Source organism: Rhizobium mulingense, assembly GCF_029194105.1.
Taxonomy (GTDB): Bacteria; Pseudomonadota; Alphaproteobacteria; order Rhizobiales; family Rhizobiaceae; genus Rhizobium; species Rhizobium mulingense.
Window position 1 is genome coordinate 165,835 of record NZ_JARFVE010000014.1, and the last position, 23,558, is coordinate 189,392.

21 protein-coding genes are annotated in these 23,558 nt (G+C 61.5%); 11 read left to right on the top strand and 10 right to left on the bottom strand.

The annotated features are described in order from the left end of the window. Nucleotides 1-20: 20 nt before the first annotated feature. Nucleotides 21-809: an SDR family oxidoreductase gene (locus tag PYR71_RS26415; RefSeq protein WP_275621486.1), complete on the top strand. Its 789-nt coding sequence runs from the start codon at nucleotides 21-23 to the stop codon at nucleotides 807-809. A gap of 225 nt (nucleotides 810-1,034) precedes the next feature. Then, complete coding sequence (locus PYR71_RS26420) at nucleotides 1,035-1,817, top strand: glucose 1-dehydrogenase (RefSeq protein WP_275621487.1); 783 nt, start codon at nucleotides 1,035-1,037, stop codon at nucleotides 1,815-1,817. Between the two features lie 255 nt (nucleotides 1,818-2,072). Here the strand turns inward: PYR71_RS26420 and PYR71_RS26425 are convergent, their stop codons facing one another. Next, complete coding sequence (locus PYR71_RS26425; protein WP_275621488.1) at nucleotides 2,073-2,840, bottom strand: SDR family oxidoreductase; 768 nt, start codon at nucleotides 2,838-2,840, stop codon at nucleotides 2,073-2,075. 341 nt (nucleotides 2,841-3,181) lie between these two features. Here PYR71_RS26425 and PYR71_RS26430 point away from each other — a divergent pair, with 341 nt between their 5' ends. The 3 genes from PYR71_RS26430 to mobB are packed head-to-tail and all read left to right on the top strand — an operon-like array spanning nucleotide 3,182 to nucleotide 5,247. Next, nucleotides 3,182-4,090: a DMT family transporter gene (locus PYR71_RS26430; RefSeq protein ID WP_275621489.1), complete on the top strand. Its 909-nt coding sequence runs from the start codon at nucleotides 3,182-3,184 to the stop codon at nucleotides 4,088-4,090. 9 nt (nucleotides 4,091-4,099) lie between these two features. Next, nucleotides 4,100-4,729 carry a molybdenum cofactor guanylyltransferase MobA gene (gene mobA, locus PYR71_RS26435; protein ID WP_275621516.1) on the top strand — a complete coding sequence of 210 codons (630 nt, stop codon included), beginning with the start codon at nucleotides 4,100-4,102 and terminating at the stop codon, nucleotides 4,727-4,729. Continuing rightward, nucleotides 4,726-5,247 carry a molybdopterin-guanine dinucleotide biosynthesis protein B gene (gene mobB, locus PYR71_RS26440; RefSeq protein WP_275621490.1) on the top strand — a complete coding sequence of 174 codons (522 nt, stop codon included), beginning with the start codon at nucleotides 4,726-4,728 and terminating at the stop codon, nucleotides 5,245-5,247. Before mobA ends, mobB begins: the two co-directional genes overlap by 4 nt. A gap of 78 nt (nucleotides 5,248-5,325) precedes the next feature. Here mobB and PYR71_RS26445 read toward each other — a convergent pair whose 3' ends face one another. The 7 genes from PYR71_RS26445 to PYR71_RS26475 form a co-directional block, all read right to left on the bottom strand. After that, on the bottom strand, nucleotides 5,326-7,473 hold the full coding sequence (locus tag PYR71_RS26445) for a hybrid sensor histidine kinase/response regulator (RefSeq protein ID WP_275621491.1): 2,148 nt from the start codon (nucleotides 7,471-7,473) through the stop codon (nucleotides 5,326-5,328). Then, nucleotides 7,448-8,959, bottom strand: coding sequence for an ATPase domain-containing protein (locus PYR71_RS26450; RefSeq protein ID WP_275621492.1), 1,512 nt, complete (start codon nucleotides 8,957-8,959; stop codon nucleotides 7,448-7,450). The genes PYR71_RS26445 and PYR71_RS26450 overlap by 26 nt, the downstream gene beginning before the upstream one ends. Nucleotides 8,960-9,721: 762 nt before the next feature. Next, the gene (gene maiA, locus PYR71_RS26455) at nucleotides 9,722-10,357 is read right to left on the bottom strand and encodes a maleylacetoacetate isomerase (RefSeq protein ID WP_275621517.1); all 636 of its coding nucleotides are present in this window, start codon (nucleotides 10,355-10,357) and stop codon (nucleotides 9,722-9,724) included. A gap of 218 nt (nucleotides 10,358-10,575) precedes the next feature. Then, nucleotides 10,576-10,992 carry an organic hydroperoxide resistance protein gene (locus PYR71_RS26460; RefSeq protein ID WP_275621493.1) on the bottom strand — a complete coding sequence of 139 codons (417 nt, stop codon included), beginning with the start codon at nucleotides 10,990-10,992 and terminating at the stop codon, nucleotides 10,576-10,578. 189 nt (nucleotides 10,993-11,181) lie between these two features. Further along, nucleotides 11,182-12,504: an ATP-binding protein gene (locus tag PYR71_RS26465; protein ID WP_275621494.1), complete on the bottom strand. Its 1,323-nt coding sequence runs from the start codon at nucleotides 12,502-12,504 to the stop codon at nucleotides 11,182-11,184. Beyond that, nucleotides 12,501-13,241: a response regulator gene (locus tag PYR71_RS26470; protein ID WP_275621495.1), complete on the bottom strand. Its 741-nt coding sequence runs from the start codon at nucleotides 13,239-13,241 to the stop codon at nucleotides 12,501-12,503. The genes PYR71_RS26465 and PYR71_RS26470 overlap by 4 nt, the downstream gene beginning before the upstream one ends. A gap of 112 nt (nucleotides 13,242-13,353) precedes the next feature. Then, nucleotides 13,354-14,406: an alpha/beta fold hydrolase gene (locus PYR71_RS26475; protein ID WP_275621496.1), complete on the bottom strand. Its 1,053-nt coding sequence runs from the start codon at nucleotides 14,404-14,406 to the stop codon at nucleotides 13,354-13,356. A gap of 346 nt (nucleotides 14,407-14,752) precedes the next feature. Between PYR71_RS26475 and PYR71_RS26480 the strand changes: the two genes are divergently transcribed. Together PYR71_RS26480 and PYR71_RS26485 are read left to right on the top strand one after the other, a co-directional pair. Further along, the gene (locus tag PYR71_RS26480) at nucleotides 14,753-16,528 is read left to right on the top strand and encodes a cytochrome c biogenesis protein DipZ (protein ID WP_275621497.1); all 1,776 of its coding nucleotides are present in this window, start codon (nucleotides 14,753-14,755) and stop codon (nucleotides 16,526-16,528) included. Nucleotides 16,529-16,582: 54 nt separating this feature from the next. After that, the gene (locus PYR71_RS26485; protein WP_275621498.1) at nucleotides 16,583-17,341 is read left to right on the top strand and encodes an alpha/beta fold hydrolase; all 759 of its coding nucleotides are present in this window, start codon (nucleotides 16,583-16,585) and stop codon (nucleotides 17,339-17,341) included. 83 nt (nucleotides 17,342-17,424) lie between these two features. Here PYR71_RS26485 and PYR71_RS26490 read toward each other — a convergent pair whose 3' ends face one another. Beyond that, nucleotides 17,425-19,551 (bottom strand): OmpA family protein, encoded by a 2,127-nt coding sequence (locus PYR71_RS26490; RefSeq protein ID WP_275621499.1) that lies wholly within the window; start codon nucleotides 19,549-19,551, stop codon nucleotides 17,425-17,427. A gap of 331 nt (nucleotides 19,552-19,882) precedes the next feature. On the opposite strand from PYR71_RS26490, the gene PYR71_RS26495 reads away from it, so the two are divergent. From PYR71_RS26495 to PYR71_RS26510, 4 genes are all read left to right on the top strand, one after another. Next, on the top strand, nucleotides 19,883-20,656 hold the full coding sequence (locus PYR71_RS26495) for a transporter substrate-binding domain-containing protein (RefSeq protein ID WP_183913372.1): 774 nt from the start codon (nucleotides 19,883-19,885) through the stop codon (nucleotides 20,654-20,656). A 113-nt stretch (nucleotides 20,657-20,769) separates the two neighbouring features. Continuing rightward, nucleotides 20,770-21,576 (top strand): ABC transporter permease, encoded by an 807-nt coding sequence (locus PYR71_RS26500; RefSeq protein ID WP_038689396.1) that lies wholly within the window; start codon nucleotides 20,770-20,772, stop codon nucleotides 21,574-21,576. Next, nucleotides 21,573-22,403 carry an ABC transporter permease gene (locus tag PYR71_RS26505; protein ID WP_275621500.1) on the top strand — a complete coding sequence of 277 codons (831 nt, stop codon included), beginning with the start codon at nucleotides 21,573-21,575 and terminating at the stop codon, nucleotides 22,401-22,403. The genes PYR71_RS26500 and PYR71_RS26505 overlap by 4 nt, the downstream gene beginning before the upstream one ends. Before the next feature lie 159 nt (nucleotides 22,404-22,562). After that, nucleotides 22,563-22,829, top strand: coding sequence for an usg protein (locus PYR71_RS26510; RefSeq protein ID WP_275621501.1), 267 nt, complete (start codon nucleotides 22,563-22,565; stop codon nucleotides 22,827-22,829). Here the strand turns inward: PYR71_RS26510 and PYR71_RS26515 are convergent, their stop codons facing one another. Beyond that, a complete protein-coding gene (locus PYR71_RS26515; RefSeq protein ID WP_183913367.1) occupies nucleotides 22,830-23,555 on the bottom strand; it encodes a DUF2270 domain-containing protein in 726 nt (241 codons plus the stop codon). It lies immediately after the preceding gene. Nucleotides 23,556-23,558: the final 3 nt, after the last annotated feature.

Consider the following 23,558-nt stretch of genomic DNA (forward strand, 5'->3'; position numbering starts at 1 on the left):
AGACAGAGAAAGGAAGAGCGGTGTCCGACATCACTCTGAACGCCCCGAAGCTTTTCGACCTAAGCGGCCAGGTTGCCATCGTAACCGGTGCCGGGAGCGGCATCGGGCAGCGCATTGCCATCGGCCTTGCGCAATGCGGCGCTGATGTGGCGCTGCTCGACCGTCGAACCGACGATGGACTGGCCAAGACCGCCGAACTCATTCGTGCCGCCGGCCGCCGCTCGATCGAGATCGCTGCCGATGTCACAAACAAATCCTCACTTGCCGATGCAGTCGCACGAACCGAAGCGAACCTCGGCGCCTTGACGTTGGCCGTCAACGCTGCAGGCATCGCCAATGCGAACCCGGCGGAAGATATGGAAGAGGATCAATACCAGACGTTGATGGATATCAACCTGAAGGGCATATTCCTTTCCTGCCAGGCCGAGGCCCGCGCCATGCTGAAGAATGGACGCGGCTCCATCGTCAACATCGCCTCCATGTCGGGCGTCATCGTCAACCGGGGCCTCAGCCAAGCGCATTACAACGCCTCCAAGGCGGGCGTGATCCATATGTCGAAATCAATGGCGATGGAATGGGTCAGCCACGGCATTCGCGTCAACACCATCTCCCCCGGCTATACGGCAACGCCCATGAACACCCGTCCGGAGATGGTTCATCAGACCAAGCTTTTCGAAGAGCAGACACCGATGCAACGCATGGCAACGGTCGACGAGATGGTCGGTCCGGCGGTGTTCCTGCTGTCGAATGCGGCAAGTTTCGTGACCGGCGTCGATCTTCTCGTCGATGGCGGTTTCTGCTGCTGGTGATGCGATCAGAACGCTGATTTTAGGACTTGAACCGATCTCGCTTCCTCCCTGGCTGAGATCGAGGCGCTGAAGGGACCAACGGGCAAGACGGCGCGATATCGTCGTCCGCCCGCCCTTCCCGCCGATGGAACAAGCTGAGGCCACGGCGCCGTCATTGGCGCTCAAGACTGCGCGAACTCGTTCAGCGGATTGCCGTCTCCCGAGAGATATCTGAAAGGAAAGAGGATGAAACGCTTCGAAAACAAGACTGTCGTCATCACCGGCGCCAGCCGCGGCATCGGCGCCGCCATCGCCAGGCGCTTTGCGCGCGAAGGCGCCAATCTCGTGGTCTCGGCCAATGAGGATCTGGTCCACGGTGTTGCCGAAGCGATCAGGGCCGACGGCGGCAAGGCGATCCCCTTCATCGGCGATGTTACCGACAAGGCGAGCGTCAAGGCGCTTTACGACGCCGCCGAAACTGAATTCGGCGCCGTCGACGTCTCGATCCAGAACGCCGGCGTCATCACCATAGCCCGCATCGAGGACATGACCGAAAACGAATGGGACAAGGTCATGGCCGTCAACACCAAGGGCGTCTTCCTCTGCGCCCAGGAGGCTATCGCAAGGATGCGCAAGCACAAGCGCGGCGGCCGCATCATCAACACCGCCTCCGGCCAGGCCCGCGACGGCTTCATCTACACCCCGCACTACGCCGCCTCGAAAATGGGCGTCGTCGGCATCACCCAGAGCCTCGCCAAGGAAGTCGCGACCGAAAACATCACTGTCAACGCCTTCTGCCCCGGCATCATCGAAACCGATATGTGGGCCTATAACGACCAGGCCTGGGGCAAACTGCTGGGCAACTACGCCCCCGGCGAACTGATGAAGGAATGGGTCGAAGGCATCCCGATGAAACGCGCCGGATCCGGCGAAGACGTCGCCGGGCTGGTCACCTTCCTCGCCAGCGACGACGCCGCCTACATCACCGGCCAGACGATCAATGTCGACGGCGGGTTGATTATGTCGTAGGTCGGCTTGGGCGGCGCCGAAGCTGAATGGAAGATTTGACCTGAAGCAGCCATCTGCCTTTCGCTTGCCGCTCAAGGCGTTCGTCGCTGGCGCTCCTCACCCCCTCATCTCCCCGCTGGGGCGAAGGGGGAGAAAGGAGCGAGGCCCCTGCCACAAGTCCCTTCTCCCAGCGGGGAGAAGATGCCGGCAGGCAGATGAGGGGGCCGCACGGCAGATCTTTCATTGCCTGGACAAAATGAACGCCCCTCACCCATCCTACGTCCGGCTGATCGAAACCCCGCCATCCGCCAGCATCGCCGTCCCCGTCACGAAGCTCGCCATATCGGACGCCAGAAACAACGCCGCATTGGCGATCTCTTCCGGCTGTGCCATGCGCTTCAGCGCATGCAGCCCCTCGACGAAGCCGAGCAGATCTGGCGCCGCATCAGGCGCATTGGTGATGCTGGCCGGCGTGTCGGTGCCGCCGGGAAGCAGGGCATTGACGCGGATGTTCTGCCGCCCGAGTTCGGCGGCGAGCACCTGCACGAAGCCGATCAGCCCCGCCTTGCTCGCCGCATAGGCGGCCATGCCGGGCATGCCGGCGGTGTGACCGACGAAGGTGGAGGTGAAGATCAGCGATCCGCCACCTTGTCCCATCGCTGCCGATTGATGTTTGGCGCCGAGGAAGGCGGCGGTGAGATTGGTCTCGAGCGTCTCGCGCCAGCCGCCCAGCGACAGCCCGGCGACCGGCCCCATCTCTCCGAGGATGCCGGCATTGTTGAAGCCGATGTCGAGCCGGCCGAAGCGCGAGACTGCCGTATCGGCAAGCCTTGCCTGCAGCGCCTCTTCCCTGACGTCGCCCGATATCGCGACGGCCTGCCCGCCCTCCGCCTCGATTTCGGCGACGACGGCATCGAGCGCCGCCTGTCGCCTTCCAGTGACCACGATCTTCGCACCCTCCCGCGCAAAGAGTTTCGCCGCCGCGCGGCCGATGCCGGAGCTTGCGCCGGTGATGATTGCGACCTTGTCGTTCAGAAGTGTCATGTCCGTTTCTCCTCAGTTGTCGAGGCATCCCAAATCTCAAACATCAGGCGACGCAGCCACCCGTTTCCCGCGCGGACAAACAAAAGCCGTCGACAGTCGATGCTTTCGGGTGGTGATCAACTCAATCGCCGACGGAGGAAGGTGCCTCGATCGCCGCATTGAAAATATCGAAATTCGTGTTGTAAAATGCTGATTTGCGGGCCTTTCCAAATGCGTGCCTGCCGCGACGTCAGTGCCATTGTGCGTTGCATCATCGATTTATCCCGGGTGTGACATTCATCCGATTCCCTTCATGGTTCTTCCCGACTAAGAAGGGTCGCACAGGTAAAGGGAATCTCTTCATGCCGCGGTCACGCAATACTGAGGGCGCCGTCTATATGAGCATGGCGATGGCCGGCTTTTCCGCGAGCGATGCTCTCTCCAAATCGGTTGTCGCCTATATGAACGCCGGTGAGATCATGTTCCTGCGTGGCCTCTTCACCAGCCTGCTCGTTTATCTGATCGCCAGAAAGATGGGAGCCCTGCGCTCCTGGCGCGTCGTGCGGCAGCCGATCATCATCCTCCGCATCGTTTGCGAGATGTTCTCCGCCGTCACCTATATCACCGCACTCGGCATGATGCCGATTGCCAATGCCTCGGCGATCCTGCAGTCGCTGCCGCTGGTCGTCACCTTTGGCGCCGCGCTCTTCTTCAACGAGCCCGTCGGCTGGCGGCGCTGGTCGGCGATCCTCGTCGGCCTCGTCGGCGTGATGATCATTATCCGTCCCGGCCCGGAAGGTTTTACCGCCGCCGCCCTCCTCTGCGTCGGCGCGGTGCTGACGACGGCCGGCCGCGATCTCGCCACCCGCTCGATCGATCCGGAGATTCCCTCGCTGATGATCACCGTCATCACAGCCATTTCCATCTCCTTCTTCGGCGCCTTGCTCATCCCGGTGCTCGGCGGCTGGCAGCCGGTCAGCGCCACGTCGCTCGGGCATCTGCTGCTCGCCTCGGTGCTGGTGCTCGTCGGCTACCAGTCGGTCATTCTCGCCATGCGCACCGGCGAAATCTCCTTCGTCGCGCCGTTCCGCTACACCAGCCTGATCTTTTCCTCGCTGCTCGGCTTTTTCTTCTTCGCCGAAGTGCCGGACAGCTGGACGCTCCTGGGCGCTGCAATCGTCATCGCTTCCGGCCTCTATACGTTCTATCGTGAAGCCAAGCGCCGTGTACCGCCGATCGCGCAGGAATCCGCGCCGCGCTCACCGGTTTGAGGCAGGATGATGACGGAGTTCTCGCTCGACAGACCCGATATAGCAGGCATCGTGCTGGCCGGCGGCCGCTCACAGCGCATGGGCCGCGACAAGGCGAGCGTGATGCTCGGAACCGAGAGCCTGTTGCACCATGTCCTGAGCCGCCTCGCGCAGCAGGTCGCCGCCGTCGCCGTCAACGCCGATGTCTCCGCAGAAGATGTGCCTGTCGTCCCCGACCGTTTTCCCGGCAAGGCCGGGCCTTTGGCCGGCATCCATGCGGCCATGCTCTATGCCGCCGGCCTTCCCGCGATCACCCATGTCGTCACCGTCTCGGTTGATTGCCCGTTCTTCCCGGCCGATCTCGTCGCCCGGCTGGCGGCAGCGATCGAACGCCCGTCGCAGATCGCCATCGCTGCGTCCGAAGGCCGTAGCCATCCCGTCTTCGGGCTCTGGCCGCTGACGCTCGCTGCCGATCTCGAAGCGTGGATCGCCACCGACGAGAAACGCCGCGTGCGTGACTTCCTGTTACGGCATGACGTTACGGAAGTGGCGTTTCCGCTGCATCCGACCCGCGCCAGCCTGCTCGATCCCTTCTTCAACATCAATACCCCGGACGATCTTGTCGAGGCGCAACGCTGGCTGGAGGCCCTTCGCGTATGACCGCACCCAAAATCTTCGGCATCGCCGGCTGGAAGAATTCAGGCAAGACGGGGCTCGCCGTCCGGCTGGTGACGGAGTTTACGCGCCGCGGCTACAGGATCTCGACGATCAAACACGCCCATCATGATTTCGACATCGACAAGGTCGGCGCCGACAGCTACCGCCACCGCCAGGCTGGCGCCCACGAGGTCACCATCGTCTCCGGCACGCGTTACGCCATCATGCATGAGCTCCGCGGCGCGCCGGAACCCGAGTTCGAGGAAATTCTCGCACGGCTTGCTCCCTGCGATCTCGTGCTGATCGAAGGCTACAAGCGCGAGCCAATCCCGAAGATCGAGGCTCGTCGCCTGGAGGCCGCCAATCGCGAACCGCTGGCGCCGAGCGATCCTCATATCTGCGCGATCGCTGCCGATCACGCCGTATCAGATACGTCCCTGCCCGTCTTCAGTCTAGATGATACAGGTGCCATCGCTGATTTCATCGCCGCGGCCGTTGGCCTTGGACCGCCTGCCGAATGACACCGCCACCGGAACCGATTTGGGGTGACGCTGCACCCGAGTCGATTTGCGGATGACAATATGCAGCGATTAAATGTGCTACAGCGTCCTTTGCGCGTCGGAAAAGACGTGTGGCGCTGTTGGGTCTGAGCCGCCTGCGCCGGTCGCGGATCTGAGAACCGGAGCACTTCCGCTTGCCATTGCCTTAGCGATCTCCTTGGTAAGTTGAGCCTGATTATAGGGCTTTCCCAATCTCGGAAGATCGAAATCGGTGCCAGCAGGAAGATCGGCGTAACCTGTCGCCAGCAGGATCGGCAACTCTGGATCAATCTCCCTAGCGGCGTGGGCGAGCTGTGCGCCGGTCATGCCGGGCATTGAATAATCGGTGATGACAAGATCGAAATGCTGACCGCTCCTGATCAGTTCCAGCGCCTGCGAGCCGGAATTTGCTTCGACGACCTCGTGGCCGAGATCTTCAAGCATGTCGACCGAACTCATGGCGATCAACGCGTCGTCATCGACCAGGAGAATCTTCAGTCTGGATGCAGCTTGCTCAATTGCCACCTCCGATCCGGCTGGCACCTCGGGGCGCCACGCGGTCGCCGGAAGCCATAACTCGGCAGTCGTTCCTAACCCAGGCTCGCTTCTCAGGCGAAGTGCGCCATTGAGCTGAACCGCGAGTCCGTGGATCATCGATAACCCCAGGCCCGTGCCCTTTCCGACTTCTTTAGTGGAGAAAAATGGTTCGACTGCCTTCTTCAGCGTCACCGCATCCATGCCGATGCCGCTGTCGGCCACCCCCAACACCACATAGCTTCCGTCGCCGAGATCACTTTTTTCGCCGGAAACATGTTCCTCTCGCAGCGAAATTGACAGCGTCCCCCCCTCCGGCATCGCATCACGGGCATTGACTACAAGGTTGAGCAGGGCCAGTTCGAGCTGGTTCGCGTCGACCAGGGCCGGCGGCAGGGTCGCCGGCAGGATGGATTCGACCCTGATCGAGGATCCTACCGAGCGTCGCAGGAGGTCGTTCATGCCTGAGACCAGCTCGGCCAGATCAACGGGCTTGACTTGCAGATCCTGCTGTCTGGCGAAGGCCAGCAGCCGTTGTGTCAGTGCCGCCCCGCGCCGCGCGCCCTGAAGCGCGCCGTCGACCAGACGCGTCGCCTTGGCATCTCCGGCCACGTGTTTGCCAAGCAATTCCAGATTTCCGAGAACGACCATCAACAAATTGTTGAAGTCGTGTGCGACGCCGCCGGTCAACTGACCGATCGCCTCCATTTTCTGCGATTGGCGAAGTTGCTCCTCAGCTCTTTCGCGCTGCGCGACTTCCTCCAGTAGCGTCTGGTGGGCGGCGTTGACCTCCCTGGTTCGTTCCCTCACACGCTCTTCGAGGTTTTCATTAAGCCGCCTCAGATTTTCCTCAATGGCTTTCCGGGCGGTGGTATCGGAGCAGACGCCGACGAGCTTCCTGGCCGAACCATATCTGTCGGTATAGAGCTGCGCATGAACTTCGGTCCAATGCAGTGATCCATCCGGCCAGATCGTCCTGTGCTCGATCGAATAGTCACGTCCGGTATTGATCGTCCGACGCAGGCGCGCCAGCACAAGATCCCGGTCGTCTGGGTGGATGCTTGCGATGAGATCGTCGCGCGTGAGATCGTCGTCGGCATCTCGGCCGAAGATCGCTTTGCAGGTCGCCGAGGCGGACAGAGCCATCGACGAGAGCTCCAGTTCCCACGCCCCGAGACGACCGGCGGCGAGCGCAGTCTGCAACCGTCGCTCTCCCTCGCCCAGCGCCTCGAGCTGAGCTCGCGCCTCATATTGGCGCAAGCGCCCCTTCAATGCGGTACGGGCAATGCTGATGAAGGAGGTTGCATGAAACGGCCTTTCCAAGAAGGTGACGTTGCCAAGAACCTCCGAGAGCCTGGCGGCGGCGGGATTTCGCTCGGGCCCGCCTCCACGCATGGTAAGCACGATGAACGGGAGGTCTGACCAGCTCGGCTGAGCCGAAACCCATGCCGCTATCGGCCTGAGATCTGTCGAACGAACGGCCTCTTCTGTCAGGACGCCAAGTGCGACGTCATCGCCGAGCGACGACGCGAACATAGCCAGGTCGGCGGCAGCAATTGGTGCCAATCCGGCCTCTTCGATCAACGATCCCGCCACCCAAGCATCGCGACCGGCAGGAGTGTAAATCAATGCTTTCGGTTTTTCGGAGCTAGGAATTGCCGCGATCCCCGTCAACTGTCGACAGGAGCGGCGCTGAGGTCGTCACGAATTCGGGAACGCCGCGAAGCACACCTTGGAACCCGACGAGAGGCTCCCCGAAAGTCAGCCCGGAGCTGTCTATACGATACTCCCGGATGGTATCCTCGTGCAGCCCTGTTCTCTTCTTGATCACGGAGACTGCTCGCCTCACCCTTCCCGCAGCCTCGAAATAACGCAGCAGAATGACTGTGTCCGCGAGATAGGTGACGTCGACCGGCGCCTTCATGTCGCCGACAAGCCCATGCTGCGCAACGGTAAGGAAGGTATTGGCACCTTGCCTGTTCAAATATTGAAGCAACTCATGCATGTGAAGGATCAGCGAGTTTTCATCCGGCATGGATGCTTGATAGCCGTTGATGCTATCGATGATGACGGTCTTGGCATTCGTCTTGTCCACGCAATCGCGTACGCGATGCGCGAATTCACCTGGCGACAGCTCAGCGGCATCGAGCTGTTCGATATGAATAAGACCGCTGCTCCCTAAGGTCTCGAGATCCATTCCCAAAGACTTAAGCCGCGTAAAAAGCAGGCCAAGCTCCTCGTCGAAGATGAAGGCCGCTGCTTTCTCGCCACGCGCGACTGCCGCGACCAAGAATTGAAACGAGAAAGTACTCTTGCCGGTACCGGCTGGACCGAGGATGAGTGTGCTGGAACCTCTTTCCAAGCCCCCGCCCAACAGAAGGTCCAGTTCCGGGATATTCGAAGATATCTCATCGCGGACGTAAGACGACCGATGTTCGGCGGCGACGAGACGTGGAAAAACAACAACACCGCCGGTTTGAATGGTGAAGTCATGGAAGCCGCCGCGGAAGGCTTGCCCGCGGTACTTCGTGATCCTGAGCCGTCGGCGCTCGGCACCATAGCTCGGCGCCATCTCCTCGAGATGGATGACGCCGTGGACGACGCTGTGCACCGTTTTGTCAAGCACGTCGGACGTCAGATCATCGAGCAGAAGGACTGTCGCCCCCTGGCGGGCAAAATAGTGTTTGAGCGCCAGGATCTGCCGCCGGTAGCGCAGCGAGCTTTGTGCGAGTAGCCGGATCTCCGACAGGCTGTCGAGAACCACACGACTTGGCTTGACCCGCTCGAAAGCGGCAAAGATCTCCTTTGTCGTCTCTCCGAGTTCCAGGTCTGATGAATAGAGCAAGCTCTGCTGCTGGTCGGCATCCAACAAGCTTTCCGGAGGAACGACTTCAAAGACCTCGATATGGCCGTCGATCACCATACCGTGCGAGGCGGCACCTGCACGAAGCTCGCTCTCGGTTTCGGAAAGGGTGATGTAGAGCCCCTGCTCGCCAAGTCGCGCACCCTCGATCAGAAATTGCAGCGCAATCGTTGTCTTTCCCGCCCCGGGGTTTCCCTCCAGGAGAAACACGTGCCCCGGCGAAAGACCACCTGCCAGAATTGTGTCTAAACCGGACACTCCGGTACGGGCTTTCATGGCAGGCACGACTGTATTCATACATTGTTTCCTTCAGTTTAAACTGGAATTAGTGGCGACAAACGGAATGTCAAATGGTCGGCAGGGGCTTTCTGAGCGGCCCGATTGAGAAACGACCAAACTCGACAGCAAGGATTTCCGCAAATTTCGGTCCGCTCTTTTTCGGGAGGCGCCAAAGGCAACCAAGCGCTTGTCGATCGTCTCGGAGAATCGCCGCCCGCAAAAAAACAAGCTCCGCCCAAATCGCTCTCGCATGGGTGCTGGCGCACAGGCCCTGATCGTGCCAATCCCGGGACGACCAAGCTGCACGGCCTCGAGGAAAACATTCAATCCGCCGCGGTCGAGCTAAGCGCTGAGGACCTTGCCGAAAGCGCGCTGGCAAGGCGATCCTTACCCTCCGCATCTGCAGGCAAGGGTCAACCGCTAAGCAAAGTCCTTCCCTCATCCTCGGGTTTGTCCCACTGCTGTCCGGTTTAGCAAAAGCGGTTGCGGAAGTTTCCGAGACTTGCGGTAGATTGCCGCTTTACTGTCTTGACTTATTATTTTCGCGACAAGACGAATGCTGGGGGGACTTGGTATCGGCGTCGCAGAGAGTTCCGAGGCGAAATTTTGCCAAGCATTCTGTGCCTACATCACGCACTGTAACGTAGACACTTGTTTCCCCATAACCCTTTGGAAAGGACTTCAAAAAGGGAAATTTAAACCGGACAGTAGTGGCACAAGGCCGAGGGTGAAGTCGTGTGGAGAACGAAATACTTTTCGGCTGCGTCTTCACCAATCAGATCATTTCCTCGGCGCAGGCGCATTCTCATGAAAAGCCGGTATCGTCTCCAGCTTGGTGACGATCTCAGCGATATTTGGCCACCGGGCAAGATCGAGGCCCATGCGTCGGGCGCTGATCGCCTGCGGAAAGAGGAAGATGTCGGCTATGCCAGGCCTGTCTCCGACGGCGAAAGCGCCATTCCTGCGGCCGGCAATCATCGTCTCGACCGCGGCCATTCCCTCGCCGACCCAATGACGGCTCCAGGCGGCAACGGCGTCGGCATCGGCTTGGAAGGCAGCCTTCAGATGCAGGCCGATCCGCGGCGGCAGCAGCGCGTGGATTTCGGCTGCGATCGCAAGCGCGATCGAACGGGCCTGCGCCCTGCCTTCAGCCGTATCGGGCAGCAGCGGCGGCTCCGGCTGAACCTCATCGAGATATTCGACAATCGCCAGCGATTGGGTGATGAGGACACCGCCATCCGTCAGCAAGGCCGGCACCAGCCCCTGCGGGTTGACACTGCGATAACTGGCCTGCCGGCTCTCGGCATCTTCTCCGAGAATGCTCACCGGCAGCGCCTCTGCCGTCAGCCCCTTGAAGGCCAGCGCGATCCGGACCCTCGAGGTCGCGGAAGAAATTTCGTTCTGGTAGAGTTTCACTGTCATTCTCCCTGCTGAATTCAGAAAAGCGGTTGCTCAACCGCGGAGGCCGCCGTGACAAGGCCCGCAAGCGGCGATGGTTCGTGCGAGCTGATGTCGTAGATACAGGGGGCGGCGAAGACCGCAGATGCCAGAACGCAGATAATCATCAATCTCATTGGACCCTCCATCGGCGAAGCCCGGCCGGGCCTCGCCCTGTTTCCTCTCCGCTGCCGCCTTCAGGCAATGCTCAGCTCGACATGGATATTTCCGCGTGTCGCCTTTGAATACGGGCAGGTCCGGTGCGCCTCGTCGACAAGCGCCTTGGCGACATCCGGCTCGATGCCGGGCAGGCTGACCTTCAGCCGGGCCTGCAAAAAATAATCGCCGTCCGTCGTCCCGAGATCGACTTCGGCATTCACCGCAGTCTCCGCGGGAAGCCTGATCTTCAGCTTGCCGGCGGCAATGCCCATCGCGCCGATGAAGCAGGCGGACCAGCCGGCGGCGAAAAGCTGCTCGGGATTGGTGCCGGGCCGCGCGCTGCCGGGAGGCGAGAGCTTGATGTCGAGCTGGCCGTCGTCGCTTTGCGAAGCGCCGTCGCGCCCGCCGGTGGTGCGGGTCTTGCCGGTATAGAGAACCTGTTCGATATTTGTCATGGGAACACTCCGTAGATTGGCCGCACGCGAGGAGATCGCTGCTGCGACCGGGTTGACGAAGTGAGTTTTGACCGGCCGATATATCCTGCATGTTTCCAAAATCGGCCGAAATGTCACAAAACGTAGCATCCGGTATCCGGGACATTCTTGTATACAAAACCGCCGGAAAAACCCCCGGCAACCCTGCGGTCACTGCAGGGTGACTTCCGCCGCAAGTCCGCCACCGGCGCGATTGTATAGCCGCAGCGAACCACCGATCTTGGCCGTCAGCTGCTGGGCGATCGCAAGGCCAAGCCCCGTGCCGCCGGTCTCGCGGTTGCGGGATTGCTCCAGCCGAAAGAACGGCTGCATGGCTGCTTCCAGCATATCGTCCGGTATTCCGGGCCCGCGGTCCATGACCGATATGACGACATGCTGTTCCGCGTCATGCCCGACGCTGATCTCGGCAGAGCCTGCAAATTTCAGGGCATTGTCGATGAAGTTCGACAGGATGCGGCGAAGGGCATGCGGCTTGGTGAAGGCGGCGCCCTCAACCAGTCCGACGACTTTGACGGCTTTCCCGGTGTCCTGATAGTCGTAAGCTATGCTGTCAATGAACGAGGAGAGATCGATGCGGGCGTTCTTCTCCCCGCTGCCGTGGGCGCTGCGCGCATAGGCTATGCCGTCCTGCACGAGGCGCTGGATCTCGGCGAGATCACTTACCAGCTTGTCCTTCTCGGGCGAATCCTCCGCCATATCGGCGCGCAGTCGCATGCGGGTGATCGGCGTTTGCAGGTCATGGGAAATCGCCGCCAGTATCTGGACGCGCTCTTCGAGATAATGGGCGATCCTCTCCCGCATCGCATTGAACGCCCTCGCCGCATGCGCGACTTCGCTCGGCCCCGCCTCGCTCAAAGCAGGACCATCCTTGTCAGGATCGAGCGCATCTGCGGCAGCCGCCAGCCTTCCGAGCGGCCGGATCGCCAGGCGCACCGCAAACCAGGTGCACAGGATGAGGAGCGCCATCTGGACGGCAAAGACATAGGGCAGCCATTCCGCGATCGGCATGACGCCCCTCGGCGTCACATCAATCGTGAGCGGGCTGCCGTCGCTCAGCGTCAGATGCGCCTGCAGCCGGTTCACCTCGCCCGGTATCCGTTCGATGCGGATCGGGAAGCGGTGCCCGACGGCCGCCTCGATCTTTCCCGCGATCTCCCTGCCCTTGCTCGAGGCGTCGGGCACACCGGCCAAGCCAGGCCCAAGTTCGAATCGGTAGTTGCCGCGGCTCAACCAGTCCACAAGGTCGCCGCGCTCGGCCGCCGGGAGCCGGTCGAGAACGGCAATCGATGTTGCAACGTCGTTCTCGAGCGTGCCGAGCATCACCGCCTTGGCCGACATGTAGCGCTCCATGTAGAGAACGCTGAAAGAAAGCCCGTAGGCGAAGGCCAGGCCGATCAGCAGGATGAGAAAGATCCTCGAGCGCAGCGTTCTCGGCCACATCAGGCCCGGCAGCATGGCGACCGAACTCCTCATTGGCGCGGCTCCGAAATTTCGACCGGAACCGAGAAGACATAACCTTCGCTGCGCACCGTCTTGATGTAGGTGGGTTCGCGCGCATCGTCCCCCAGCCGCTGCCGCAGGCGGCTGACCAATAGATCGATCGAACGATCGAAGAGCTCGGCGTCGCGCCCCTGCGTCAGGCTCAGAAGCTGGTCGCGGTTGAGCACCCGTTGCGGATGGTCGATGAAGACACGCAGCAGGCGGTATTCGGCGCCGCTGAGCGCAATCGCCGTCCCTTCCTTGTCAAGGAGGTGGCGAGCAACCGTGTCGAGCCGCCAGTCGCCGAAGGTCAGCAATTGTCCCGCCTCGCTGATCTGCAGGTTGGGCGGCAGCATGCGCGTGCGGCGCAGCACCGCCTTGATGCGGGCAAGCAGTTCGCGGGCGGCGAACGGCTTGGCGAGATAGTCGTCGGCTCCCATCTCCAGCCCGAGGATCCTGTCCATCTCGTCGGTGCGGGCTGTCAGCATCAGGACCGGGATTGCCTTGTGCCGCCCGCCGCGCAGTTCGCGGCACAGCACCAGACCGTCATCGCCGGGCATCATCACGTCGAGCACGATAAGGTCGACTGAATTGGAGTCCAGAAAACTGCGCATCTGGCGCCCGTCCGCGGCAACGCTGGTCCTGAGGCCATTCTTCTGCAGATAGCCCGAAACCAGCTCACGGATTTCGCGATCGTCGTCGACGATCAGGATGTGATCGACATGATCCATATTTGCCTATTCCTCAACGCTATGGCCGCGCCCACCGCCTCGTTCACTGTCGAAGCGCCAGACGCGACCTACGCATATTGCGCCGGCCCGTGCAACGAGCCACTGCCGCCGATCAGAAGTGATCGACGTCGATGACCGCCTGGGCAAAGGCCTGCGGCGCCTCCTGTGGCAGGTTGTGGCCGATGCCGCCGCCGATCGTGCGGTGCTCGTATCTGCCGGAGAACTTTTCGGCATAGGCGGAGGGCTCCGGATGCGGCGCGCCGTTGGCATCACCCTCCATGGTGATCGTCGGCACCGAAATCATCGGCAGGGCGGCAAGCTTCTTTTCATAGGCGTCGTATTTCGCCTCGCCTTCGACCAGCCCCAGGCGCCAGCGATAATTGTGGATGACGATGTCGACATGGTCCGGATTGTCGAAGGCGGCAGCAGATCGGTCGAAGGTCGCATCGTCGAAATTCCACTTCGGCGAGGCCGTCTGCCAGATGAGCTTTGCGAAATCATGCGTGTTGCTGGCATAGCCCAGACGGCCGCGTTCGGTGGCGAAATAGAACTGGTACCACCATGCAAGCTCGGCTTTCGGCGGCAGCGGCTTCTCGTTGGCTGCCTGGCTGCCGATCAGGTAGCCGCTGACCGACACCATCGCCTTGCACCGCTCCGGCCAGAGTGCGGCCATGATGTTGGCTGTCCGCCCACCCCAGTCGTAGCCGGCAATCACCGCCTTCTCGATCTTGAGCGCATCGAGCAGGGCGATCATATCGGCGGCGAGCGCCGAAGGCTGGCCGTTGCGAGGCGTTTTGTCGTTGAGGAACCGCGTCGTGCCATAGCCGCGCAGATAAGGTATGATCACGCGGTAGCCGGCCGAGGCAAGCAGCGGCGCGACGTCGACGAAACTATAAATGTCATAGGGCCAGCCGTGCAGCAGCAGGACCACAGGACCGTCCGCCTTGCCGGCTTCGGCGTAGCCGATATTAAGCACATCGGTCTTGATCTGCTTCAGCGCTTCGAAGGACGTATGGGTTCCCCTCTTCACGTCAGGCATGGCTCCGGCCGAAGCCGGCGCGGTCTGGGCAGCGGCGATGCCGGTCACGCCGAATTCAACCGCCGCAAGGGCGACGGCTGTCATGCCGAAGAAGCGGCGGCGGTGATGGTTGATTTGCTCTGACATGGGTCTCTCCTGTCGAATGGATCACGGTGCTCAGAAGACGTTCGGCTTGTATCGCCCGTATGTCGCAAGCCGCGGTTTTTGAATGCGAATGTAACCCCGGCCCGCCGAGATACATTCTGATACAATTGCCGCCCTGCCTTCGTCCGAGCGCCGGGTGCGTCAGCCCCTCTGCGGATGAGGCAGTTTGTATTCTTTTGTATCGCTTCCGCCCCGGCGCAATAGTTCGGTACATTTTCCCGCCAAACCAGACACACCGGAGATACCTCCGCCCGGCTACATCGCGTCGTTGCTGGTTCAGGCCCATCGCCGTCCAGAGCCCGACCAATCGGTTTCAAAGGAAACGATGATGACACTTCTGATCATTGCCTATCTCGGAGGCGTGCTGACCATACTCAGCCCCTGCATCCTCCCCATCCTCCCCTTCGTCTTCGCCCGCGCCGGCCAGCCCTTCGTCAAAAGCACATTACCGATGCTGGCAGGCATGACCGCCACTTTCGCGCTGGTCGCGACACTTGCTGCGGTCGGCGGCAGCTGGGCCATTCGCGCCAATGAATATGGCCGCCTTGCCGCGATCGTTCTGATTGCCCTCTTCGGCGTGAGCCTGCTTTCGCCGCGCTTTGCCAGCACCCTCGCCCGTCCGATCGTCGACCTGGGAAATAACCTCGTGAACGCCAGCGGCGGCGGACGCACGGCGCCGACGGTTAGGAGCGCCCTCATTCTCGGCGTCGCGACCGGCCTGCTCTGGACGCCTTGCGCCGGGCCGATCCTCGGTCTCGTGCTGACGGGTGCTGCCTTGCAGGGCGCCAACCTTGAGACCAGCTTCCTGCTCGTTGCCTATGCAGCCGGTGCGGCGACCTCCCTTGCCGTCGCCTTGTCGGCCGGCGGAAAGATATTTGCCGCCATGAAGCGCTCGCTCGGTTTCGGTGATCGCATTCGCCAGGTGCTTGGCGCTGCCGTGCTCGCAGGTGTCGCCATCATCGCCCTCGGCCTCGACACCAGCCTGCTGTCCCGCCTCTCCTACGCCAGCACCGCGTCGCTGGAACAGGCCGTGCTCGACCGGCTGCATGCAAAGGAGCTCGCCGCTGCACCCTCCGAGGTCGCGAGCAACGACGCGACGCTCGTCGCGGTCGATGCGAAGAAGCCTTTCCGCAGCGATCTCCCCGTCGAGGGTTATGCGCCCTCGCTCGACGGCGCGGTCGAATGGCTGAACTCGAAACCCCTGACGACAGCAGAGCTGCGCGGCAAGGTGGTGCTCGTCGACTTCTGGACCTATTCATGCATCAACTGCATTCGCACGATCCCCTACACCAAGGCCTGGGCGGAAAAATATTCCGATCAGGGTCTCGTGGTGATCGGCGTCCACGCTCCGGAATTCGCCTTCGAAAAGAAGATCGATAACGTCAAAAGCGCGATCAGTGACTTCAAGATCGGCTATCCCGTTGCCGTCGACAATGACTACAAGATCTGGCGCGCCTTCGAGAACAGCTACTGGCCGGCCGCCTATCTGATCGACGCCAAGGGCCAGATCCGCTATCATCATTTCGGCGAAGGCAATTACGGCAGGACCGAAAAGGCCATTCAGGACCTGCTGCGCGAGGCCGGCAGCCAAATGACGGCGACGGCGCCCGCCGTACCGAATGCCGAGGGCGTGGAAGCGGCTCCCGACCTCGGCAATATCCGCTCCGGCGAGACCTATCTCGGCTATGGGCAGGCGGCAAATTTCGCGTCGCCCGAAGGGCTGCAGGCCGATACGCCGCAGAACTACTCGATTGCCGAGCCCGGTCTCAACGCATGGGGCCTCTCCGGTACCTGGACCGTCGGTAAGGATCAGGCGACGCTCGACCAACCGGGCGGCGGCATCGCCTATCGCTTCAGCGCCCGTGACCTGCATCTCGTTCTCGGACCCGGTGCCGACGCAAAACCGATCCGCTTCCAGGTATCGATCGATGGCAGGCCGCCAGGATCCGATCACGGCTCCGACATCGATGCCGACGGCAACGGCACGGTCGCCGCGACCAGGCTTTACCAGCTCGTCCGCCAATCCGGCACCGTCGCCGCCCGCAACTTCGAGATCCGCTTCCTCGATCCCGGCGTCCAGGCCTACGCCTTCACCTTCGGCTAAACCCAAGACCGTTCCACACCCCGCTCTTCAACATCGACCACAAGGAGTAACCTCATGAACAAGCATCTGACTTTCATCGCAGCCTTTGCCTTTGCCACCGCCGGAATAGCGTTCGCAGCCGAGGCTGCCTCGGTGAAGAACATCGTGATCGTCCACGGCGCGCTGGCCGACGGCTCGGGTTGGCGCAAGGCAACCGAGATCCTCGAAAAGCGCGGCTTCAACGTCACCATCGTCCAGGAACCCCTCACCTCGCTCGACGACGACGTGGCCGCGACAAAACGGGTTCTCGACCTTCAGGAAGGACCGACGCTCCTCGTCGGCCACAGCTACGGCGGCATGGTGATCACCGAAGCCGGCAACGATCCTCATGTCGCGGGCCTCGTCTATGTCGCAGCCTTCCAGCCCGACGAGGGCGAAAGCCTGCTGAGCCTCGCCAGCTCAAAGCCGGCCGGCAGCATGGATATCAAGGAAACGAAGGACGGCAAATATCTATATCTCGACCCCGGCGCCTTCGCGGCGGATTTTGCCGCCGACCTTCCAAAAGCCGAGGCCGACTTCCTGGCAAAGTCACAAGTCTTCGCCGCGAAACAGGCCTTCGCGGCCAAGATCGCAGAGCCGGCATGGCGGACGAAGCCGAGCTGGTCGATCGTGGCCACTCAGGATCGCGCCATCAACCCGGATCTCGAGCGCGACATGGCAAAACGAGCCGGCAGTGACGTGACCGAAATCAAGGCCAGCCATGCCGTTTTCGCATCCCAACCGGAAAAAGTCGCCGACGTCATCGAAAAGGCGGCGAAGAGAGTCGGCGAGTAGGACTTCAAGTCTCTTCTCCCCCGCGGGGAGAAGAGGGAGCAAGCCTGTTGCCCCTCTCCACGACTGGAGAGGGGCAACAGTATTCACTGGTTGGCGGCGACCGGGCGCACTAGCGGGGTAACGCGGCGGATGGTGACGCGGCGGTTTTCCTGTTCGGGACCTGATGTGTTCACCTTCAGGTAACGCTCGCCGTAACCTTGCGTCGCCATGTTTTCCGGCGGGATGCCGTAGACGTCGGTGAGCACGTTAGCGACCGATTCCGCGCGCTGGTCGGAAAGAACCAGATTGCTCTGATCGCTGCCGACGGCATCCGTGTGCCCCTCGATCAGGAAGGTCTCGCTCGGATCCTTCTTCAGCACCTGGCTGATCGCGTCGGCAACCTTGCGCAGGGTGCGCGCCTGGGTCATCGGGATATCGGCGCTGCCGGTCGCGAAGGTGATCGTGTCGAGGTCGATGCGGCGCACCTTGTCGCGGATACGCGCCGAATACTTCACCTCGTCGAGCGAATAAACCCGCTCCACCGGCTCCACGGGCGGCTCGCTCAGGAACTCATAGTAGTCCCGGTCCGGGTCGCTGCGCGTATCGATAATGTAATCGCTGAGCGGCACCCGCAACCGCATTGGAGGCAGATCGGCGCCCGGATCTTCGAAATAGCCGCGGTCCGGATCTTCGTAGAGATCGGGCGAGTAATAGAGGACGGATTCGCGCCCGCGGGCATCGATGCGCGACCGCTGGATAATATCGCCGTAACGGTTGCGGATCGTCACGATGCGATAGCCCTCCGGCCGTGTGATCGTCTCGCGATAGCGACTGTCGGGCAGCTCTTCATAAATCGGCCGTTCGCCGTCGCGCAGGAACCGTCTGTCGTCGTCGCTGCGCACGATTACCTGATTGTTGTATTGAATGATCACGCGATTGTCGTCGGTTTGGTCGTCAACGCGGGCGCCCTCGGGACGGACGAATCGCGGCCGCTCCTCTAGTCTGGTGCCCTTCTCACTGGTCACCGCCTCGAGCTTGATCGTCGCCGGCGCCTTATCGGCGGTGGCCGCCTGCGCATCGGCATCCGAGGTCGGCACCTTCACCTCCTGGCTCTCGGCGCGCACCTTGTCGCGATCGCGGCGGCCTTCACGGCCCTTGCTGCGGTCGGCATCCTTGTCGCTGTCGAGCACGGCGGCGCCATTCTCGACCGGCAGCACGACGGTCTCGTTGCTCTTGGCCGGATCCGCGGCAACCTTCTTGCGGCGTTCCAGTTCCTCGGGAGAAACCTTTTCCGGTGCCGGAATTGCCTGCTCGACCTGCTGACCGCCGCTGGCATCCGGCGCTGGCTGGGCCGTGTCGGTGCTGGGCGCAGCCGGCTTTTCGCCGGCAGGCTGCTCAGCGGCAGGCTTTACGGCCGTGCCTTCGGTGGGTTTTTCGGCGGGCGCAGCTTCCGGAGCTGCCGCCTTGTCTTCGGTTTCCTTCTCCGCGGGTGCGGCAGCCTCACCCTTCTTCGGTTTCTTCTCAGCAGGCGTTTCGGCCGTGGGTTTTACCTCCGGCTTGGCTTCGGGCGTGGTCTGTTCCTCGGCGGGCGCCACCGCTTCGGGAGCGGCAGTTTCGCTCTTCGCCTTAGCCTTATCCCGGTCTTTTTCCCGCTTGCCGCCTTCGGGCTTCGCCTCGGGCTGCGCCTGTTCCGTCTCCGGCTGCGCTTCCGTGGCGGCCGGTTGCTGTTCGGGCTCCGGCTGGACATCCGGCTCGGCCTGTTTCTTCGGCTTCCTCGGCTTTTCCTGCGTTACCGGCTGCTGCTCCTGCTGGGGCTCGGCGTCCGGCTTGGCGTCCGGCTGGGCTTCCTTCTTGGTTTTGCGCTCGGCCTGCGGGGCCGGCTCTTCCTTCGGCGCGGCTTCGGCCTTCGGCGGCTCCGGCTCTGCCTTGGGTTCCGGCGCTTCCTTGCGCTCGGGCTTCGGTTTTTCGGCGGGCGCCTCCTTCGGCTGTTCCGCGGCCGGCGCCTGCTCGGCCGGGGCTTCCTCCTTCTGCTTGCGCTTCTTCTTCAAGAGCTCTTCCTCGGAAGGCGCGTCCTGCGCCACTTCGAAACTGCCCTGTTCCGCCTGCTGCACGGCCGCGGTCGGCGTCGTGCCGTCGCGGGCAGCAGCCATCGTCGTGGCAGGCTGGAGAGCCAGCGATAGGGAAAGCAGCGGGAAAGCTGCACTCGCAAACAATCTAGATTTCTTGCCCATCGGGTTTCCTCGATCCTGTTTGAGCTTCCTGAAGGCCTACAGGCCTTGATTCGCCCCTAGCTTCGCAATGAGGCGAAACGGCGAATTGGCAAAGCGCCAAGCCGCCGATTTGTTCCGGTTCTAGGAAGCGCGGGATTAACCTCCCGTGAATGTTGCAGTCTGCTTTCGTTCATCTCGCCTGTTATTTGCACCGCACAATTGCGCGGGAATTTGTGTTGCAATTCCATGAAAAAAAGTCTGATTATCGCCGTAAGGCGGTGTCGACACCGTTGAATAGCGGCCGCGAGTCCGAGAGAAAAACAGACAGCGGCCACCAACAGAGAGGATCCTCATGTTTAACTCCACCCGCATCTTCGCGGCAGCCTCGATCGCGGCAATGTCACTCTTTGCCGGCTCGGCCATGGCCGATGGCGAAAAATACGTGATCGGCACCGATTCGACCTATCCGCCCTTCGAATTCGTCGATGCCAGCGGCACGATTCAGGGCTTCGACATCGATATCGCCAAAGCGCTCTGTGCCGAGATGAAGGCCGAATGCAGCTTCGTAAGCACCGATTGGGATGGCATCATTCCGGCGCTCAACGCCAAGAAATTTGACATGATCGTCTCTTCCATGTCGATTACGCCGGAACGCCTGAAGCTCGTCGACTTTTCCAACAAGTACTACAACACCCCGCCGGCGATCGCCGTGCCGAAGGACTCCAAGATCACCGACGTTGCTGGGCTCAAGGGTAAAGTGATCGGCGCGCAGACCTCAACGACGCACGCCAACTACGCCGAGAAGCATCTGGCCGACACCGAGCTGAAACTCTATCCGACCGCTGACGAATACAAGCTCGACGTTTCCAGCGGCCGTGTCGATGCCGTCATCGACGACGTCGTTGTTCTCTCCGAGTGGGTTAAGTCCGACGCCGGTGCCTGCTGCAAGATCCTGACCACCCTGCCGGTCGATAAGGAAATCAACGGCGAAGGCGCCGGCATCGCCATCCGCAAGGGCGATCCCCTCAAGGAAAAGCTCAATACGGCGATCGCTGCGATCCGCGCCAGCGGCGAGTACAAGAAGATCCAGGACAAGTACTTCGACTTCGACGTTTACGGCGAATGAGAAATTCGGTATCTGGCCGGTAAAGCGAATGGCGGAAGGCTTGCTCTTCCGCCATTTTTGTTTGACAACGGTGACAAGATTAAAACGGCAAAAGCCGTGAGGGGAATACTCGCATGGGCGGATTATTTTCCGCGCTCGGCTCCTTCTGGAGCTCACTTGTTCACATTTTCGATCCGCTGTGCGGACCCGTCGGCATCTTCACCTGGTTTGGTCAGTCGACGATTCTTGCCTGCGGCGATACTGGCTGGGGCGACGAAATCGCCCTCGGCTTGCAGGTCACCGTTTCGGTGGCGATCGTCACCCTGCCGATCGGCCTCGTCATCGGTTTTCTCGTGGCGCTCGGCCAACAGTCGGAGGAAAAGCCGCTGCGGCTGGCCGCCGGCATCTACACGACGATCTTCCGCGGCCTGCCGGAGCTTTTGACGCTCTTCATCATCTATTACGGCATGCAGATGCTGATCCAGTCCCTCCTCGAGCTTGCCGGCTATGTAGGCCCGCCGATCGAGATCAACGCTTTTCTCGCCGGCGTGATCGCGCTGTCGGTCGTCTTCTCCGCCTACTGTTCGGAAGTGCTGCTCTCGGCTTTCCGCGCCATACCCAAGGGCCAGTATGAGGCGGGAGACTCGCTCGGCCTGCATCGCGGCCGCACGCTGCGGCTCATCATCCTGCCGCAGCTCGTACGAATCGCACTCCCCGGCCTGACGAACCTCTGGATGGTGCTGCTGAAGGACACGTCCTATGTCTCGATTATCAGCCTTGCCGACATCCTGCGCCAGACGAGCGTCGCCGTGCGGGTGACCAAGGAACCCTTCTTCTTCTACGGCATCGCCTGCTGTCTCTATCTGGTGCTCGCCATCCTCTCTTCGTTCCTGCTCGTCCGCATCGACCGCTGGGCCAAACGTTCCGAGGTCCGCCGATGAGCTATGCCGAAGCCTTGATCCCGCCGCAGCCCGCCCCCCGAGAGGTGGCAAAGCCGATGACGGCGGCCCGCCTCAGCGGCTATATCCTCGTTGCCTTCTGGGCCCTCTTCGCAGCACTGCTGATCTTTACCGTCGTCAATGGCTGGGACCCGGACAAATTCTCCCGCTATGGGCCGCGTTATCTGCACGGTCTCTGGGTGACGCTCAGCCTTGTCGCCATCTCCGTCGTCTGCGGCGCCATCCTGTCGCTGCCGCTCGCCATGGCGCGGCTGTCGAAGAACCGGGTGCTCAACTGGTTCGCCTATGGCTATATCTATTTCTTCCGCGGCACCCCTCTGCTTGCGCAGCTCTTCCTGGTCTATTACGGCCTCGGCGTTTTTCGTCCACAGTTGGAAGCCATCGGCATCTGGTGGTTCTTCCGCGAAGCCTGGTATTGCGGTCTCTTCGCCATGACCATCAATACGGCAGCCTATCAGGCGGAAATCCTGCGCGGCGCAATCGAGAGCGTGCCGCACGGCCAGCGCGAGGCGGCCGCCGCACTCGGCATTCACAAGGCCATTGCCTTCCGCAAGGTCATCCTGCCCCAGGCCTTCATCGTCGCGCTGCGCCCTTATGGCAACGAAATCATCCTTCTGATCAAGGGCTCGGCGGTCGTCGCCATCATCACCGTGCTCGATCTGATGGGTGAAACCCGCTACGCCTTCTCCCGCACCTTCGACTACCAGACCTATCTCTGGGCGGCGATCTTCTATCTCACCATCGTCGAGGCGCTGCGCCATCTCTGGGCGTGGATCGAGCGTCGGCTGACCCGCCATCTCAAGCGCTGACGTGGCAGCACTCGCGGGGCCGTGCTGCCAAGCCATTGATATTAAAAATAAATTGCCCTTTCCGGAAGTGTCTGTAAAGTTTCCGTTAACCACTCGCATGTTTCCATATCACGTGGCGCTAATAGGCGCGCGAGTGGGAACGAGAACAAGCGGAATAAAATGCACACGGACATGGAAAGACAATTACAAGGTTACGGCCTGACCACCGCCCAAATCCTCTACTGCCTGCCGGACCACCCGAGGATCCTGCAGACCTACGTCTGGCAGGATTACGATCTCGCCCCGGATTTTCCCGAGATGCGCGGCTTCCTGAAATTCTGGCAGGAGAAGCTCGACGGACCGCTGCATTCGGTGCGCTACGTCCATCGCAAGCTGATCTCGGCAACCGAGTGGCGCGCGCTGAAGGGTGAGTTCATCCTGCACTGATCAGACATGCGCCTCGCCATGGCCGAATTCGCCCTCGTCACGATCCGGACGCAATGCGAAATAGAGCATGCCGAAATAGAAGGCGACGACCGCAGCAATGACCGCAAGGCCGGGGATCGGCCCAAGCACGGCATTGTCGATAACATAAGCCCATGAATGCGCCTGCAGCGCCGGCGTGCCCTCTGTTTGCAGTTTCGGCGTCGAGATCTTCAGGCACCAGGCTAGCAGCAGGATGAAATACATCCAGCCGTAATTGCGCTTGAGACGGCGATGCATCGCCTCGCCATAACTCAGCAGGAAGCGCGGATGGCGCAGGCTCCCGGCGATCACCGCGGCCCAATCGCTGCCGCTATTGGGGTCAGGCGCCAGAATTTGCGCGAAATAGCAGCGCTCGATCTGGCGGATGCGGGCGCGGTATATGTCGAAAAAGCGGTAGCGCCGCGCCTCGATCATCAGAAGCAGCGTTATCAGCATCATCCCGAACAGCAGCACGCCGTGATGCGAGGTGGGAGTCGATAGCGATACCGAGAGCAGCGCCGCCACTACGGTGATCGCCCAGTTGGAGGTCCGGTCGATGCGATCGCGCCAGCTCGTCATGCGTCCGAGCTCGCCACGGTAATAATGGACGAGCGTATTCGTGGTCTCGCCGGGCGTACCGGGCAGCAGCGACCTCCGCGCATCCTCTCTTTCCCTTATCGATAATATTCTGTCCTGCTCGGTCTCCATGAT